A 14,683-nucleotide genomic window follows, 5' to 3' on the forward strand; every position below is an offset into this window, starting at 1 on the left:
GGCCCCGGAGCCGTCACGGCTCCGGGGCTCTGTGCGCTGACGACGAGCCGGCGGGCGGCTACTCGTGCGGGGCCCAGAATTCGACGAGGCGGCCGACGCCGTGCTCGACGCCCTTCCAGGAGCCGTCGAAGGCGATCACCGCGATGGAGGCGGTCGGGAAGCCGGAGCGGTTCATACGGGGCAGCAGGTCGCCCTCGGACTCGCCCGCGAGGGCGTCGGCCAGGGCGTGCATGCCGGGGTTGTGACCGACGAGCAGCAGATCGCGCACGTCGTCGGGCGTCTCGTTGAGTACGGCGATCAGCTCGCCGAGACTGGCCTCGTACAGCCGGTCCTCATAGACGGTCCTCGGGCGCTGCGGCAGCTCGTGGACCGCGAGCTTCCAGGTCTCGCGGGTACGGGCCGCGGTCGAGCAGAGGGCCAGGTCGGGGACGATGCCCGCGTCGGCGAGGCGGCGTCCGGCGATCGGGGCGTCCTTGCGGCCGCGCTCCGCGAGCGGACGTTCGTGGTCGTCCACGTCGGGCCAGTCGGCCTTGGCGTGCCGGAGAATGACGATCCTGCGGGATTCCGTGGCTTGGGGGGTCGTACCCCGGGAAGATGCGGCGGCGCTCATACGTCCAGCTTCGCATGAAACCGTCCGTGAGGCGCGGGGTGTTGAAAGCCTTGTTCACCATGGCGGACGCCACGGCCCGTACGGTCAGGACCCCGCGTCCCATACGGTCAGGACCCGGCGGCTCGTACCGTCAGGACCCGGCAGCTCGTACCCGTCAGGACGCCGGCGGCCGGCCGTACGGTCAGAACGACAGCAGGCCGCCGAGCACGTGCCGGAGCACGTCCAGCGCGTGCGAGGCGGAGTCGGAGCTCACCGAGTCCGCGGCGGCCGGCGAGACCGTCAGGGCGAACAGGACGACGAAGGCCACCGCGGGCAGCACCAGGGCCCACCAGGGCAGCCGCGTCTGCGCGGTACGGGGAGCAGGGACGTACGGGTGCGTGTCGGCGGACACGGGGATCGCCTCCGAGCGGTTCGATCGGGCACCGCCGGTTCGCGGTGTACATCAAACCTATGGAGCGGGGACCGTCCATCCCATCCGGCGACCCACCCACTTCCCCCTGACCCAGCACCCCTAAGGGTGGTGGGGCTAGCCCTACCACCGGGGCGCCGGCGGGGGTCAGCAGATCGGTCGGCGGATCAGTCGGCGGGGCGGTCGGCCGGGACGGTCAGGGGGCCGCGATGGAGGCGATGATCCCGATGATCACGGTGATGACGAGCATCACGCCGAGGATGGTCAGCAGGGTCTTCTGGCCGTTTTTGGGGTTCTCATCGAGCACGGGCATGGTCCAAGTCTCGCACCCCGCCCGGCGGTCGCGCCGCGGGGTCCGGCGCCGGCGCGGAACCGCCGGTTCTGCCCGTAGACCTGCCCCTCGCCCCGCCGCCCGTCGGACCGCCGCCCGCCCCCGCCCGTACGCTCACCCATACGCCCGCCGCTCGGCCTGCCCGCCCGTCAGACCTCGTCCTCGATGACGCGGTCGCGGCCCGCCAGTATCCCCGCGAAGATCTGAGGCACCATCAGCGCCGCCATGAGCGCGATCGGCTGCCCCCAGCCGCCGCTGTGCTGGTAGAGCACGCCGACGAGCAGCGGGCCGGGGATGGCGATCAGATAGCCGGTGCTCTGGGCGAAGGCGGAGAGCCGGATCACGCCCGCGCCGCTCCGCGCCCGCATCCCGATCATCGTCAGGGCCAGCGGGAAGGCGCAGTTGGAGAGGCCGATCAGCAGCGCCCAGGCCCAGGCTCCGGCGGCCGGGGCGAGGTAGAGCCCGGCGTAGCCGGTGAGGCCGAAGAGGCCGAGGAGCACCGCGAGCGGGCTCTGCCTGCGCAGCCGGGCGGCGATACGCGGCAGCACGAAGGAGAGCGGCACGCTCACCAGCATGATCACGGCCAGCAGCACGCCCGAGGTGGAGGCGGACATCCCCGCGTCGCGGAAGATCTGCGGCATCCAGCCCATGGTGATGTACGCGCCGGTGGCCTGGAGGCCGAAGAAGATTGCCATCGCCCAGGCGGTGGCGGAGCGGGTGATGGGGGCGCGGGCCGCCTCGTCCCGCGCGGCGCCCGCGGCCGGGCCGCCCGCGGCAGTCCCAGTTGCGGTACCAGTGGCGGCCTCGGCGGCGTTCCGGCGCCTGCCGTCACGGGCGATGGCCGTCCAGGGCAGCACGGCGAGGACGGCGAGGACGGCCCACATGCCGAGTCCGACGCGCCAACTGCCGCCGAGCGCCTGTGTCATGGGCACGGTCGCGGCGGCCGCCAGCGCGGTGCCCGCGGCCAGCGCCATGGAGTAGACGCCGGTCATCGGGCCGACCCGGTCGGGGAAGTAGCGCTTGACGATCACCGGCATCAGGACGTTGGAGACGGCGATGCCGGCCAGCGCGAGGGCGCTCGCGGTCAGGAAGACGGGCGTGCCGCCGGCGAACGGCCGCAGGATCAGGCCCGCGGCGACGGCGGCCATGCCCGCGCAGACGACCGTGCCGGGCCCCCATCGGCGTGCGAGCCGGGGCGCGGCGAAGCCGAAGAGCGCGAAGCACAGGGCGGGCACGGAGGTGAGCAGTCCGGCGACGCCGCCGCTCATGCCGAGGCCCGTACGCACCTCCTTGAGGAGGGGGCTGAGGCTGGTGACGGCGGGGCGGAGGTTGAGGGCGGCGAGGACGAGGCCGGTGATCACCAGGGGGCGCAGCCATCGCGAGCCGGCGCCGCGGGAGTCCGGGAGGTCAGGCATCTCGGACGCCTTGGGTATCTCAGGCGCCTTCGGTACCCCAGGGGTCTTGTGGGTCTCGTGGCTGCGGTCCGCCCCGCCGGGCTTGCTCGTCATAACCTCGTCATCTGCCATGGGCCCATCATAGAATCATGGGATGATTAGCTGTCCAGCTTTTCATGATGAAGTGGATCACCTCCACCGTTCACGTTCAGGAGCCGAGCCTCATGCCACTGACCTCTCCCCGGCGCTCCGCCCTCGTCGACCAGGTGATCGCCGAGCTCCGGACCCAGATCACCTCCGGCGAGTGGCCCGTCGGCTCCCGCATCCCGACCGAGCCCGCGCTGGTCGAACAGCTCGGTGTGGCCCGTAACACCGTGCGGGAGGCGGTGCGCGCGCTCGCGCACAACGGCCTGCTGGACATCCGGCAGGGCTCGGGCACGTACGTCGTCGCCACCAGCGAACTGGCCGGGGTGATGCACCGACGGTTCGCGGACTCCGATCCGGAGCAGGTCGCGGAGTTGCGCGGCGCGCTGGAGACGAGGGCCGCCGCGCTGGCGGCCCTGCGGCGCACCGACGCGGATGTGCGGCAGCTGGAGGCACTGCTCGACCGGCGCGAACGGGCGTGGGAGTCGGGGGACGCGGAACTGTTCGTGGAGGCGGACGCGACCCTGCACGCGGCCGTCGTGGCCGCCGCGCACAACGAGGTCATGAGCGAGGTGTACGCGGACCTCGGCGGGGTGGTGCGCGGCTTCCTGCGCGCGGGGCTCGGCGCGGAGCTGCGGTCGGAGGCGTGGATGGACCACTCCCGGCTGGTCGCCGCGATCCGCGAGGGCGACAGCGAGAAGGCGGAGACCGAGGCGGCGCGGCACAACTACGACTGCCGTCCGGGGCGCCGCACGCGGAGCTGACCACAGCTGGCCACAGGGCCCGGACGGGCGACGCCCCGGCCCCCGCGCGCTGCGGGTTCCGGGGCGTCGGTCGCGTACGTCCGTACGTACGGAGGCTCTGGGGCCGGGCTCAGGCCCCCATCATGTGCACGCCGCCGTCCACGTGGACGATCTCGCCCGTGGTGCGCGGGAAGAAGTCGGAGAGCAGACCGACGACGCCGCGGCCGGCGGGCTCCGGGTCGGCGAGGTCCCAGCCGATGGGCGCGCGGTGGTTCCAGACGTCCGCGAGCTCCTCGAAGCCGGGGATGGACTTGGCGGCCATCGACTTGATGGGGCCGGCCGAGATCAGGTTGCAGCGGACGTTCTTGGCGCCCAGGTCCCGCGCGAGGTAGCGGTTGGTGGACTCCAGGGCCGCCTTGGCGACGCCCATCCAGTCGTACTTCGGCCAGGCGAACTGTGCGTCGAAGGTGAGGCCGACGACCGAGCCGCCGTGCTCCATGAGCGGCAGGCAGGCCGTGGTCAGGGACTTCAGCGAGTACGCCGAGACGTGCACGGCGGTCGAGACGTCCTCCCAGCTCGCCTCCAGGAAGTTGAAGGCGCCCTGCGGGCCGAAGGCGATGGAGTGCACGATGCCGTCGAGGCCCGCGCCGTCGCCCTGGAGCTCGCGGACCTTGTCGGCCAGCCCGTCGAGGTGCTCCTGGTTGGTGACGTCCAGCTCGATGACCGGGGCCGGCTTGGGCAGCCGCTTGGCGATGCGCTCGACGAGGGAGAGCCGGCCGAAGCCCGTGAGGATGACCTCGGCGCCCTCGTTCTGGGCGACCTTGGCGGCCTGGAAGGCGATCGAGGACTCCGTGAGGACGCCCGTCACCAGAATGCGCTTGCCTGCGAGGATTCCGCTCATGCTGATCAGTGACCCATGCCCAATCCGCCGTCGACAGGAATGACGGCTCCAGTGATGTATGCGGCCTCGTCCGAGGCGAGGAAGCGGACCGAGGAGGCGACCTCGGCCGGATCGGCGTAACGGCCCAGCGGGACCTGCCCGACGATGCCCTTGCGCTGCTCGTCGGTGAGGACGCGCGTCATGTCGGTGTCGACGAAGCCGGGGGCGACGACGTTGACGGTGATGTTCCGGGAGCCCAGCTCACGGGCGAGGGAGCGGGCGAAGCCGACGAGCCCGGCCTTGGAGGCGGCGTAGTTCGCCTGCCCGGCGGAGCCCATCAGCCCGACGACGGAGGAGATGAGCACGACCCGGCCCTTGCGGGCGCGCAGCATGGCCTTCGAGGCGCGCTTGACCACCCGGAAGGTGCCGGTGAGGTTGGTCTCGACGACCGACGCGAAGTCGTCCTCGGACATCCGCAGCAGCAGCTGGTCGCGGGTGACGCCGGCGTTCGCCACCAGCACCTCGACCGCGCCCTGCTTCTCCTCGATCTCCTTGTACGCCTGCTCGACCTGCTCGGGGTCCGTGATGTCGCACTTCACGGCCAGGAACCCGGCCGGCGGCTCACCGGAGCGGTAGGTGATGGCGACCTTGTCGCCTGCGTCGGCGAAGGACCGGGCGATGGCGAGGCCGATGCCCCGGTTGCCTCCGGTGACGAGAACCGAGCGGCTCAACGGATCACCCTTTCGTAGGTGGTGCTGGATACACCGAACGTATAGGTCCGCGTCACCGAAAAGAGAATCGAGCTTCGACAGGGGCGAGTGGCGGTCCCTGTCGGGTCTCTACAGAAGGGGGCTCGAACGACGGCCGTGGGCGGGAGGCGTCGCGGGGCCGACGGGCCATGTTCGCCGTCCCACAGCTCGCGACGTGATGCGGACGCGGGAAGGGCGACGCGTGTCCTGCCTCAAGATCCGCTGAGCGAAAAAGGATCAGGGCCGCCTCGTGGGCAGCCCTGATCCTGACTTTCGAAGGGAGTGACGGGCGCGGCTGCCGATCAGTGGCACCAGGTCAAAGAAAGGGGTGTCGTATGGTCAACCGTGCCATTGGTCGTGAGAAGGACCAGGTCTCCGACAGTGGCCTCATCCGTCAGACCGAGAGCCGTGATCGGCTTCGTGCCGGGCAGCGACTGGACCGAGACGCCCACCAGATTCAGATCGCCCTCTGTGCCCTGAACAGCGACAAGAGCCGAGACATCGTCCGGGCCCAGTTGCTCCAGAACGGATGCGAGAGGGTCCAGCAGGACGGCGCAGACGATAGTGAGGCGATGCTGCTCCCCCCGGGGCAACGCGGCGATCGTCTCCATTACCGCAGGAACCTTCAGAGCGCCGTCCAATAGCTCCATCACAGCCGTGCGGTCTGCCACACGGTCGTCTTGGGCTTGAAGGATCTTCAATAGGGGCAGTCCGGCATCGAGAGCATGCTGCCACTGCGGCAGCATGAAATCGATCAGCAGCGCCTCATTGCGCAGTGGTGCCTTGGTGCCATCATCCGCACCGATCCCCGCCAACCAATCGTTGACCTCTGCCCAGCGCCACACCAGCGACCGGCCGACCGTCCCCTCGGGGTCGGGAAAAGCGCCTCGCTCGGCCTGGCGTGTGCCTTGCACCCACTGCTGTACGTTCTGCCTGCTGCGCCCGGCACGGTCCGCGATCTCGGCGACTCCGACGAGGTCGGGGTCGAGCCGCAGAACACGCAGTTGCGGGAGGTGCTTACGCAGGCTTGCGATGAGGCGGTGTGCCGCATCCACAGCGTCCACGCCGGGACCGGACACTGACAGCAGGTGAAGGTTTCGGTGACGGGTCAGTAGTCCGTCGAAGACGTCGAAGACGACATCGAGTGCGGAGGTGTCGTCCACAGTGACGCCTTCGACGACGAAGATGAATTCGTACTCCACGACCAGCAGTCCCCCTTCGTGCAACACGGTCCCTGACACTCGATCGACGCTTGAAGCCTTAAGTTCAGCGTCGCCGACGAAGCCGTCTGTTGTCAATCGACAACAGGCGTACGAGCGGGTCGGCGCGGGTCGTCCGCCGGGAGCGGGCACCGCCTGGCCAGCCTCTCCAGGCGACGAGCCGTCGCGGTCGGATTCCGGGGGGTGCCGCCGACGGGTTGCTCGGTACAGGTGTCCTCGCATGGACAGAAGAGCGTGCCCCAGTGACCACCCTTGCGAATCGTCCACCCCTGATCTGCGAGCTGCCTGAGAACCTTGCGGACATCCTTGTCCGGGTGATCAGAAGCGTTCAGTTCCCGTCCGACCACAAGCGGCCTCCCCAACCAGCGCGCCCAAAAGGCCAGTTGCCCGTCAACCGCCCGTGACGGAAGACCATACCCCTGGGGTATGACAAGCGACTAAACCGCACGTCAATAGGCATAAATCGAGCCCCGGTCCCAGCCTCAGCACTGAGCGACATCACCCGATCAGACTTCGACGGTCACGTGACACGACGCGCTACGTTCGATCGCATGACTGCCACGGAGCGCTCCGGCCTCAACACGGCACCGGCCGTCCGCACATCGGCGAAGGGGCACGCCGCCGCCATGGGACTCGACGTGCCCTCGTACGTGAGCGCCACCGCACTGCGCCAGATGGCGGAGGGCGCGGTCGTCGCCCGCCGTTTCGCGGAAGCGGACGCCGCGATCAGCGCCACGGAGGCCCTGCCGGCCCCCGAGGGCATCGGCCCGGAGGCCGATGAGGCCGAGTTGTCAGCGGCTCGGGCCGGGATCGCCGAGGCACTCGCCGCCGAGGCCCGAGACACGACGTGACCTCACCGGCCTTCGACTGCGACGCGAGCATGCTCATCGCCCTGGTCCGGCACGAGGAATCCGCTCACCGCCGAGCACGTCAGCCGGACGGCAGCGCCCCGGGGGACGACCTGCGCGGCGGGCAGAGCGGCAGAGAGAGCAGGCCGGGCGGCAGCGCCCCATCCAACAGGGAGGCGAGCGGCGGGGGCGGCTGCCGGGTGGGCGGCATCAGACCGGCGGCTTCGAGGGCCCGGAGGCGGTCCATGGGGTGAGGCCGCGGCCTCCGGGCACAGCCGAGGCGGATGCCCTGGGCTGCGGCCAACAGCAGGTCCGCGAGGCACGCGAGCGGTATCGCCACCGCGCACAGGACGCCCGCGGCGACGGCAGCAGCCACCATGACGGCCGGCGAGGGCGCGGCTCGAACCAGGGGGACAGGCCGCAGGTCGGCCCGGCGAGCGGCCCGGTTCGGCGGGCCGTCGAACGACCCACCGGGGCCGCGCGGCGGCGAAGTGGCCCGCATCAGGCCCGAGCGGCTTCGCAGTCGGCGCGCGCCAGGCGGCAGCGCACCTGTTTGCCGATCGGCGAATGCGCGACCCGCCACCCCGGAGCCAGCAGGTCGAGAATCGACAGCCCGCGCCCCGACTCCGCCTCGGCGTCGTCCAACGCCACGCCGCGTCTGCGCGGCAGGCGACGCGGGTCCGGGTCGTGCACGTTGACGCTCACGCCGAAGGGGACGGCGCGCACCTCCACGACGAGCGGGACCCAGTCGCCGAAGGCGCGGACGGCGTTGCCGACCAGTTCCGACACGACGAGCTGCGCGGATTCGACGGTGTCGGCGTCGATCCCGGCGGCGGTGAGCACCTTCGCGGTCAACGCGCGTACGTCACGAAGGTGTTGCGGGGTCGCGTTGAGGTGGACGGCGAACCCTCGGGGGCGGGGGCGTAGGTAGAAACCGGGGGTGGCGGGGGTGAGGGGTGCGGCTTCGTTCCGGGCCATGACGTACATGGCACCTCCTGCCTGCGGCGGACTGCGAGGGGATCAACTCCGTAACGCCACGCGTTCAATCGACGACCACGAGTGGCGACGCCCTCGATAGTGACGCCCGGCGAACGTGGTCGCAAGTTTTCAACCCGAACGGGTGATGAATCGCCAACAACGGCTCGCATTCCACCAGTTCAAGGTGCGAGACTCCGGCCATGCCCAACTCCCCAGTGGTTCCGACTGTCCGACGGCGCCGCCTCGGAACGACCCTCAAGCGCCTACGCAACGCCGCCGGGCTGACGCTCGAAGAGGCAGCGGCCGCGATGGGCTGGAACGGCCCGAAGATGTCGAAGATCGAGAACGCGGCGCAGACCATTCGCCCGAGTGATGTGGCAGGCCTGCTGAAGGCATACGGGATCAACGATGCGGAAGTGCACACAGCCCTGGAGAACCTGGCCAAGGATGCGGGCAAGAAGGGGTGGTGGCAGACGTACAGCGGCCTCGTTTCAGCGTCGTACGCGGACTACATGTCGCTGGAATCCGACGCCGAGCAGATCTGCGAATGGTCGCCTCTTCTCATTCCCGGACTGCTCCAGAGCGCTGCGTACGCACGGGAAGCCATCACAGGCATCACGCTGTCTCGCACTCCGGAAGAAGTCGCCGCCCTCGCGGAAGTCCGGTTGGCACGGCAATCCGTCCTCACTCGCCCCAGTAACCCGCTGGAACTCTGGGCCATCATCCATGAAGCCGCCCTGCGCCAGCGCTTCGCCGTTCGCCCCGCGACCATGCGGGAACAGCTCCGCAAGTTGCTGGACGCAGCGGAAATGCCAAATGTGACCGTGCAGTTGCTGCCCTTGGACGCAACCGTCCACCCCGGAGTGCTGGGCGGGTTCAGCCTCGCCACCTTCGCTCGCCCGACGCCGGACGTCGTGCTCTTGGAGAACCTCAGCGGCGCGACGTACGTTGAGGGCGATGACGCCGCTCCCTTCGCCAAGGCGTTCGAGCGCATCCGTGCAACAGCCCTACCGGTGGAGGACTCGCTCGCGCGGATCACCGAGATGGAAGAAGGCCACAGAAAGTGATCAACCGAAAGCCGGAGCTCTACGCCCACGACCTCTCCAACGCCGAATGGCGCAAGTCCTCCGCCAGCGGGGCGGAGCACAACTGCGTCGAAATCACCGACCTGCCCGGCGGCGGAGTCGCCGTACGCGACTCCAAGAACACCAACCGCGAGCCCCTGCGCTTCAACGCCTCAGAGTGGGCCGCCTTCCGCCAGAGCATCATATCCGAGGAGTTTTGACCCCAAGGTATGAAGGGGGGAAGTCACAAGTGAACGACGATCACAAGGCGGAGCTGTACGCCTTCGACCTCTCGGCGGCTACCTGGCGCAAGTCCTCCGCCAGCGGTCCGCAAAACAACTGCGTCGAGATCGCCGACCTGCCCGGCGGGGCAGTCGCCATACGCGACTCCAAAGACACCAGCAGCGAGCCCCTACGGTTCAACGCCTCCGAGTGGACCGCCTTCCGCCAAGGCGTCATATCCGGAGAACTCTGAACCCCGAAGATCAGAAGGGGAGGCGGCAAGTGACCGGAGATCGCGAGCCGGAGCCCTACGCCTACGACCTTTCCAGCGCCGCCTGGCGCAAGTCCTCCGCCAGCGGTCCGGAAAACAACTGCGTCGAAATCACCGACCTGCCCGGCGGGGCAGTCGCCATACGCGACTCCAAAGACACCAGCCGCGAGCCCCTACGGTTCAACGCCCCCGAATGGACCGCCTTCCGCCAAGGCGTCATATCCGGAGAACTCTGAACCCACGACACGACCGCCAACGGCCGCCGCACCCGCACCCCGTGGATACGGCGGCCGTGATCATGGACCCACGCTCGCGCAGTGCCGCGAACAGCGCCCAGTTTTCAGCCGCGCCGGTCGAAGAAGTCGTCCAGCCAGTCGCAGACTTCCTGGGCCAGCCGCGTGGGGTTGTTGGCCTGGCAGTGGGCGTCCGCGCCAGTAGAAGCGTCGAGTTCGAGCAGGGTCTTGTTCTGGGCGGGGAGCCCCTCGTGCCAGCGGCGGGCCTGGTCCAGGAAGCCGAGGCCCTCGCCGCTGCCCGCGAGGGACAGGAAGGCGCAGTCGACCTGGGACGGGTCGGCCCGGAAGGTGGCGAAGAGTTGGGCCAGTTCCGCCGCCGTGGTCAGGCCGGAGCGCCACAGGTACATGAGGAAGCCGGCCCGTACCCCGCCACCGCCGGAGGCCATGGCTTCGAGTGACTCGACGGGAAGGAGGCCGCCGCCGTCGGAGATCGGGGTGGTGGCGACGCAGGCGGCGACGCGGCGTTCGGTCATCACGGCGCGGCTGACCATGTAGCCGCCGGCGCTCATGCCCATGAGGGCCAGCCGCGCGGGGTCCGTTCCGTAGGCGTCGACGAGGTGGTCGATGACCGCTCCGATGGGGCGTTCCGTCTCGCTCATCAGGTGCAGCCCGCGCAGCGGAGTGGTGCCCTGGCCTGGCAGGTCCACCATCACCACGGTGTAGCCGCGCCGCCACGCGTTCAGGCCGATGAGGTGGAACACGTCCTCCCGGCAGGTGTCGAGGCCGCCGTGCAGCAGCAGCGTCGGGGCCCCGGGGCCGGCGTCCAGGCGCAGCCCGGGGAGCGACGCGGAGCCGAACGGCACCTCCAGGTACGTCAGGGGCAGTTCCATCAGCCTCGTGGCGTCGGCGAACGCGCTCTCGAACTCACCGATCAGGGACTCGAACGCGGCAGCGTCCCCGGCGGCGAACTGCCACGCCTGCCGGTAGGCGTAGTACGCCTTCATCAGGACCTCGCCGGCGCTGCGCCGCCGCCCCCGCGCCTCCCAGTCCGCTGCCAGGGCGCGCTGCGCGTCGCCGTAGGCCGCGAATTCCTTCACCCAGCTCTCCGTATCGCCGTCCTCGATCCGGGAGGCGACGGCATACAGTTCGCCAGCGTCCGGGCCACCGGTCTTGGCGGCGGCCACGGACATCTGGAACACGAAATCCATGTCGCGGTCGTCGAATCGGTACCTGATGGCACTGCTGCTGCGCTGAATCGGCTCAATCGGCTCATTGCTCATGCACGCCACGCTAAAAGCGGTACGAACAGCGGCGGGAGGACCGAATACGCGGGCCCGCGGACCGTTTACGCGCGCGTGCCACGCCGGTAAGCGTCGGGACCGCAACCGTGACGCCGGTGGAAAGCCCGGCGGAACGCCCGGTCGTCGGAGTAGCCGAGCCGGGTCGCGATGGCCCTGACCGGCAGCGGGGTGTTGCGCAGCAGATCGACCGCCCGGCTGTCGCGGGCCGCCTCGACCTCGGCCCGCCAGCTGGTTCCGGCTTCGCGCAGGTGCTGTTGGAGCATGCGGGAGCTGATCGCCAGGTGCCGGGCGGCGGCGTCGAGCGTGACCGGGCGGTCGGCGAAACCGTCGGCCAGGAAGGCCCGTACCCGGTCGGGCCAGGACTCCGCGGGCAGCCGGCGCCCGTCCGCATGGCTGCGCAGCATCGCGGCGAGCAGGGGGTCCGCTCCGAGCAGCGGCAGGTCGAGGTCCCGGCGCGTCAGCGTGATCGTGGTCGCCGGGCACCCGAAGTCGACGTCGTCCGCCCCCAGGATCTCGGTGAGCGCGTGGTGCCGCCTCGGCGCCGGCTGCACGAGACCGATGTGGGCGGGGCGGATCGGGCTTCCGGTGGCGTGCCGGGCCATGGTCAGGTGCCAGTTCAGTACGTAGGACTCCGCGTGCGGGAAATGGGGTCCGCCCGGCAGTGTCCGTTTGACGACGGGCCCGCCGTCGCCTTCGGCCCACCCGTACGCACCACCGGTGGTGGCTACCGAGATGTAGCGGATCGCCGTGTCGAAGGCCGCCTCCAGTGAGTCCGCCGTAAGGAACAGATAGTCGAACAGACCCTGCCTGCCGGGCTGGTGGTCACGGCCGAAGCGCGCGCCGAACAGCGGGTCGTCCACCGTGTCGGCGGCACGGTCCAGCAGATCCATGCCGAGCCGGCCCTCCACCCAGCCGGCCGGATCGGTGAGCCGCTCCGTGTCGAGACCGGTCGCACGGGCCAGTCGGCCGCTGTCGACTCCCATTCCGGACAACAGATCCAGAAGGACGCGGGGCCCGGCCACCGAAATAGAGCCCAAGCTCGATGAAAGCGAGCCGCCGTCACGGGGAGAGTTCCTCGGATCACTCACTGCGTCTCTCCATTCTTCCTCCGACGCTACACGCCGTGCGATCCGCCCTGACAAGACCACGGCCAAGCCCGGCCGCCGACAAAGGCGCTGGGCAACGGCGCTGGGCAACGGCGCAGCCGACCGGCATGATGCGGAGGAACCGATACCGGAGGATGCCGTGTCTGCTGCTTCGCCTCACTCCATCGACATCGACGCGTCGTTTCTCGCGCTGCCGCTGCGCCCGCTGGCCGACGCGGCGCTGGCCCGCGCGCGGGCGCTGGGGGCCGATCACGCCGACTTCCGTTTCGAGCGGGTGCGCAGCGCGTCGTGGCGATTGCGGGACGCGCGGCCCGCGGGGGCCTCGGACACCACTGATCTGGGGTACGCGGTGCGCGTGGTGCACGGCGGGACGTGGGGGTTCGCGTCCGGCGTGGATCTGACCATGGACGCGGCGGCGCGCGTGGCCGCGCAGGCCGTGGCGATGGCCAAGCTGTCGGCGCGGGTGATCGCGGCGGCCGGTTCCGACGAGCGGGTGGAGCTGGCGGCGGAGCCGGTGCACGCGGAGCGGACCTGGGTCTCCTCGTACGAGATCGATCCGTTCACCGTGCCGGACGCCGAGAAGACGGAGCTGCTGGCCGACTGGAGCGCCCGGCTGCTGCGCGCGGACGGGGTGACGCACGCGGACGCGGCGCTGATGACCGTTCACGAGAACAAGTTCTATGCCGATACGGCCGGCACCGTGACGACCCAGCAGCGGGTCCGGCTGCACCCGGAGCTCACGGCGGTCGCGGTGGACCCGGCGAGCGGCGAGTTCGACTCGATGCGGACGATCGCCCCGCCGGTCGGACGCGGCTGGGAGTACCTGACGGACGGCCGGTACGACTGGGACGCCGAGCTGGCCCGCATGCCGGAGCTGCTCGCGGAGAAGATGCGCGCCCCGAGCGTCGAGCCCGGCGCGTACGACCTGGTGGTGGACCCGTCCAACCTGTGGCTCACGATCCACGAGTCCATCGGCCACGCCACCGAGCTGGACCGGGCGCTCGGTTACGAGGCGGCGTACGCGGGGACGTCCTTCGCCACCTTCGACCAGCTCGGCAAGCTCACGTACGGCTCCCAGATCATGAACGTGACCGGCGACCGCACGGTCGAGCACGGGCTGGCCACCATCGGCTACGACGACGAGGGCGTGGCCGGCCAGTCCTGGGACCTGGTCAAGGACGGCACCCTGGTCGGCTACCAGCTGGACCGGCGGATCGCGAAACTGACCGGGTACGAGCGGTCCAACGGGTGCGCGTACGCGGACTCCCCCGGCCATGTGCCCGTACAGCGGATGGCGAACGTCTCGCTGCGGCCCGCCCCGCAAGGGCCGTCCACCGAGGAGCTGATCTCCGGCGTCGAGCGCGGCATCTACGTGGTGGGCGACCGGTCCTGGTCCATCGATATGCAGCGCTTCAACTTCCAGTTCACCGGGCAGCGCTTCTTCCGCATCGAGAACGGGCGGCTCGCCGGACAGCTGCGCGATGTCGCCTACCAGGCGTCGACGCCCGACTTCTGGGGCTCGATGGCGGCCGTCGGCGGCCCGCAGACGTACGTGCTGGGCGGGGCGTTCAACTGCGGCAAGGCGCAGCCGGGCCAGATCGCGGCGGTCTCGCACGGCTGCCCCTCGGCACTCTTCGAGGGCGTCAACATCCTCAACACCACGCAGGAGGCCGGCCGATGAGCCCGCGCCGCCCCCGAGCCGTACGCCCCGCAGCCCTCGGACAGCAGCACCGCCACCACCCCGCCCAGGAGGCCGGCCGATGAGCCCGCGCAGCAGCAAGCCCCACGAGATCGTCGAACGGACCCTGGAGCTGTCCCGCGCGGACGGCTGCGTGGTCATCGCCGAGGAGCGCTCCACCGCCAACCTCCGCTGGGCCGGAAACGCGCTGACCACCAACGGCGTCACCCGCGGCCGTTCGCTGACCGTCGTCGCGACGGTCGACGGGGCGCAGGGGACCACCTGCGGCGTCGTCTCCCGCTCGGCCGTCACGGCCGAGGAACTGGAGCCGCTGGTGCGGGCCGCCGAGGAGGCCGCGCGGGCCGGCGGGCCGGCCGAGGACGCCCGGCCGCTGGTGGCGGGCGCGGAGCGCTCCCCCGACTTCGCCGACGCGCCCGCCGAGACCTCCTCCGAGGTCTTCGCGGACTTCGCCCCGGCGCTCGGCGAGTCCTTCGCGCGGGCC

19 protein-coding genes are annotated in these 14,683 nt (G+C 70.4%); 8 read left to right on the forward strand and 11 right to left on the reverse strand.

Annotated elements, in window-relative coordinates:
* Positions 1 to 58 precede the first annotated feature (58 nt).
* The 4 genes from ACFU99_RS11800 to ACFU99_RS11815 form a co-directional block, all read right to left on the reverse strand.
* Positions 59 to 610, reverse strand: a complete 552-nt coding sequence (locus ACFU99_RS11800) for a SixA phosphatase family protein (RefSeq protein WP_384389445.1) — start codon at positions 608 to 610, stop codon at positions 59 to 61.
* Positions 611 to 791: 181 nt separating this feature from the next.
* Positions 792 to 1,001, reverse strand: coding sequence for a hypothetical protein (locus ACFU99_RS11805; protein ID WP_384389447.1), 210 nt, complete (start codon positions 999 to 1,001; stop codon positions 792 to 794).
* 214 nt (positions 1,002 to 1,215) lie between these two features.
* Positions 1,216 to 1,332, reverse strand: a complete 117-nt coding sequence (locus ACFU99_RS11810) for an SGM_5486 family transporter-associated protein (protein ID WP_384389449.1) — start codon at positions 1,330 to 1,332, stop codon at positions 1,216 to 1,218.
* 167 nt (positions 1,333 to 1,499) lie between these two features.
* Complete coding sequence (locus tag ACFU99_RS11815) at positions 1,500 to 2,876, reverse strand: CynX/NimT family MFS transporter (RefSeq protein WP_384389452.1); 1,377 nt, start codon at positions 2,874 to 2,876, stop codon at positions 1,500 to 1,502.
* 92 nt (positions 2,877 to 2,968) lie between these two features.
* Here ACFU99_RS11815 and ACFU99_RS11820 point away from each other — a divergent pair, with 92 nt between their 5' ends.
* On the forward strand, positions 2,969 to 3,652 hold the full coding sequence (locus ACFU99_RS11820; protein ID WP_384389456.1) for a FadR/GntR family transcriptional regulator: 684 nt from the start codon (positions 2,969 to 2,971) through the stop codon (positions 3,650 to 3,652).
* 109 nt (positions 3,653 to 3,761) lie between these two features.
* On the opposite strand, the gene fabI is transcribed toward ACFU99_RS11820, so the two are convergent.
* From fabI to ACFU99_RS11835, 3 genes are all read right to left on the reverse strand, one after another.
* Positions 3,762 to 4,532, reverse strand: coding sequence for an enoyl-ACP reductase FabI (gene fabI, locus ACFU99_RS11825; RefSeq protein WP_384389458.1), 771 nt, complete (start codon positions 4,530 to 4,532; stop codon positions 3,762 to 3,764).
* 5 nt (positions 4,533 to 4,537) lie between these two features.
* Entirely contained in the window at positions 4,538 to 5,242 is a 705-nt protein-coding gene (gene fabG / locus ACFU99_RS11830) for a 3-oxoacyl-[acyl-carrier-protein] reductase (protein ID WP_363230246.1), read from the reverse strand.
* A 320-nt stretch (positions 5,243 to 5,562) separates the two neighbouring features.
* Entirely contained in the window at positions 5,563 to 6,462 is a 900-nt protein-coding gene (locus ACFU99_RS11835; RefSeq protein ID WP_384389460.1) for a helix-turn-helix transcriptional regulator, read from the reverse strand.
* A gap of 569 nt (positions 6,463 to 7,031) precedes the next feature.
* Between ACFU99_RS11835 and ACFU99_RS11840 the strand changes: the two genes are divergently transcribed.
* A complete protein-coding gene (locus tag ACFU99_RS11840) occupies positions 7,032 to 7,331 on the forward strand; it encodes a hypothetical protein (RefSeq protein ID WP_384389462.1) in 300 nt (99 codons plus the stop codon).
* 79 nt (positions 7,332 to 7,410) lie between these two features.
* Here the strand turns inward: ACFU99_RS11840 and ACFU99_RS11845 are convergent, their stop codons facing one another.
* Both ACFU99_RS11845 and ACFU99_RS11850 read right to left on the reverse strand, forming a co-directional pair.
* On the reverse strand, positions 7,411 to 7,707 hold the full coding sequence (locus ACFU99_RS11845) for a hypothetical protein (protein WP_384389465.1): 297 nt from the start codon (positions 7,705 to 7,707) through the stop codon (positions 7,411 to 7,413).
* Between the two features lie 122 nt (positions 7,708 to 7,829).
* A complete protein-coding gene (locus ACFU99_RS11850) occupies positions 7,830 to 8,306 on the reverse strand; it encodes an ATP-binding protein (RefSeq protein ID WP_384389468.1) in 477 nt (158 codons plus the stop codon).
* Between the two features lie 200 nt (positions 8,307 to 8,506).
* Here ACFU99_RS11850 and ACFU99_RS11855 point away from each other — a divergent pair, with 200 nt between their 5' ends.
* From ACFU99_RS11855 to ACFU99_RS11870, 4 genes are read left to right on the forward strand one after another with little or no spacing between them, the layout of a single operon-like run.
* Positions 8,507 to 9,373: a helix-turn-helix domain-containing protein gene (locus tag ACFU99_RS11855; RefSeq protein WP_384389470.1), complete on the forward strand. Its 867-nt coding sequence runs from the start codon at positions 8,507 to 8,509 to the stop codon at positions 9,371 to 9,373.
* Positions 9,370 to 9,591, forward strand: coding sequence for a DUF397 domain-containing protein (locus tag ACFU99_RS11860; RefSeq protein WP_384389472.1), 222 nt, complete (start codon positions 9,370 to 9,372; stop codon positions 9,589 to 9,591). The genes ACFU99_RS11855 and ACFU99_RS11860 overlap by 4 nt, the downstream gene beginning before the upstream one ends.
* Positions 9,592 to 9,620: 29 nt before the next feature.
* Complete coding sequence (locus ACFU99_RS11865) at positions 9,621 to 9,845, forward strand: DUF397 domain-containing protein (protein ID WP_384389475.1); 225 nt, start codon at positions 9,621 to 9,623, stop codon at positions 9,843 to 9,845.
* A gap of 29 nt (positions 9,846 to 9,874) precedes the next feature.
* Positions 9,875 to 10,099: a DUF397 domain-containing protein gene (locus tag ACFU99_RS11870; protein ID WP_384389478.1), complete on the forward strand. Its 225-nt coding sequence runs from the start codon at positions 9,875 to 9,877 to the stop codon at positions 10,097 to 10,099.
* A 104-nt stretch (positions 10,100 to 10,203) separates the two neighbouring features.
* Here ACFU99_RS11870 and ACFU99_RS11875 read toward each other — a convergent pair whose 3' ends face one another.
* Both ACFU99_RS11875 and ACFU99_RS11880 read right to left on the reverse strand, forming a co-directional pair.
* Entirely contained in the window at positions 10,204 to 11,376 is a 1,173-nt protein-coding gene (locus tag ACFU99_RS11875) for an alpha/beta hydrolase family protein (protein ID WP_384389480.1), read from the reverse strand.
* 65 nt (positions 11,377 to 11,441) lie between these two features.
* On the reverse strand, positions 11,442 to 12,380 hold the full coding sequence (locus ACFU99_RS11880) for an AraC family transcriptional regulator ligand-binding domain-containing protein (protein ID WP_384389483.1): 939 nt from the start codon (positions 12,378 to 12,380) through the stop codon (positions 11,442 to 11,444).
* Between the two features lie 286 nt (positions 12,381 to 12,666).
* Between ACFU99_RS11880 and ACFU99_RS11885 the strand changes: the two genes are divergently transcribed.
* A complete protein-coding gene (locus ACFU99_RS11885; RefSeq protein ID WP_384389489.1) occupies positions 12,667 to 14,184 on the forward strand; it encodes a TldD/PmbA family protein in 1,518 nt (505 codons plus the stop codon).
* A gap of 79 nt (positions 14,185 to 14,263) precedes the next feature.
* The coding region (locus ACFU99_RS11890; RefSeq protein WP_384389486.1) for a PmbA/TldA family metallopeptidase at positions 14,264 to 14,683 on the forward strand (420 nt) is incomplete at its 3' end.

It is taken from the genome of Streptomyces sp. NPDC057654 (genome assembly GCF_042800135.1).
Lineage (GTDB): Bacteria > Actinomycetota > Actinomycetes > Streptomycetales > Streptomycetaceae > Streptomyces.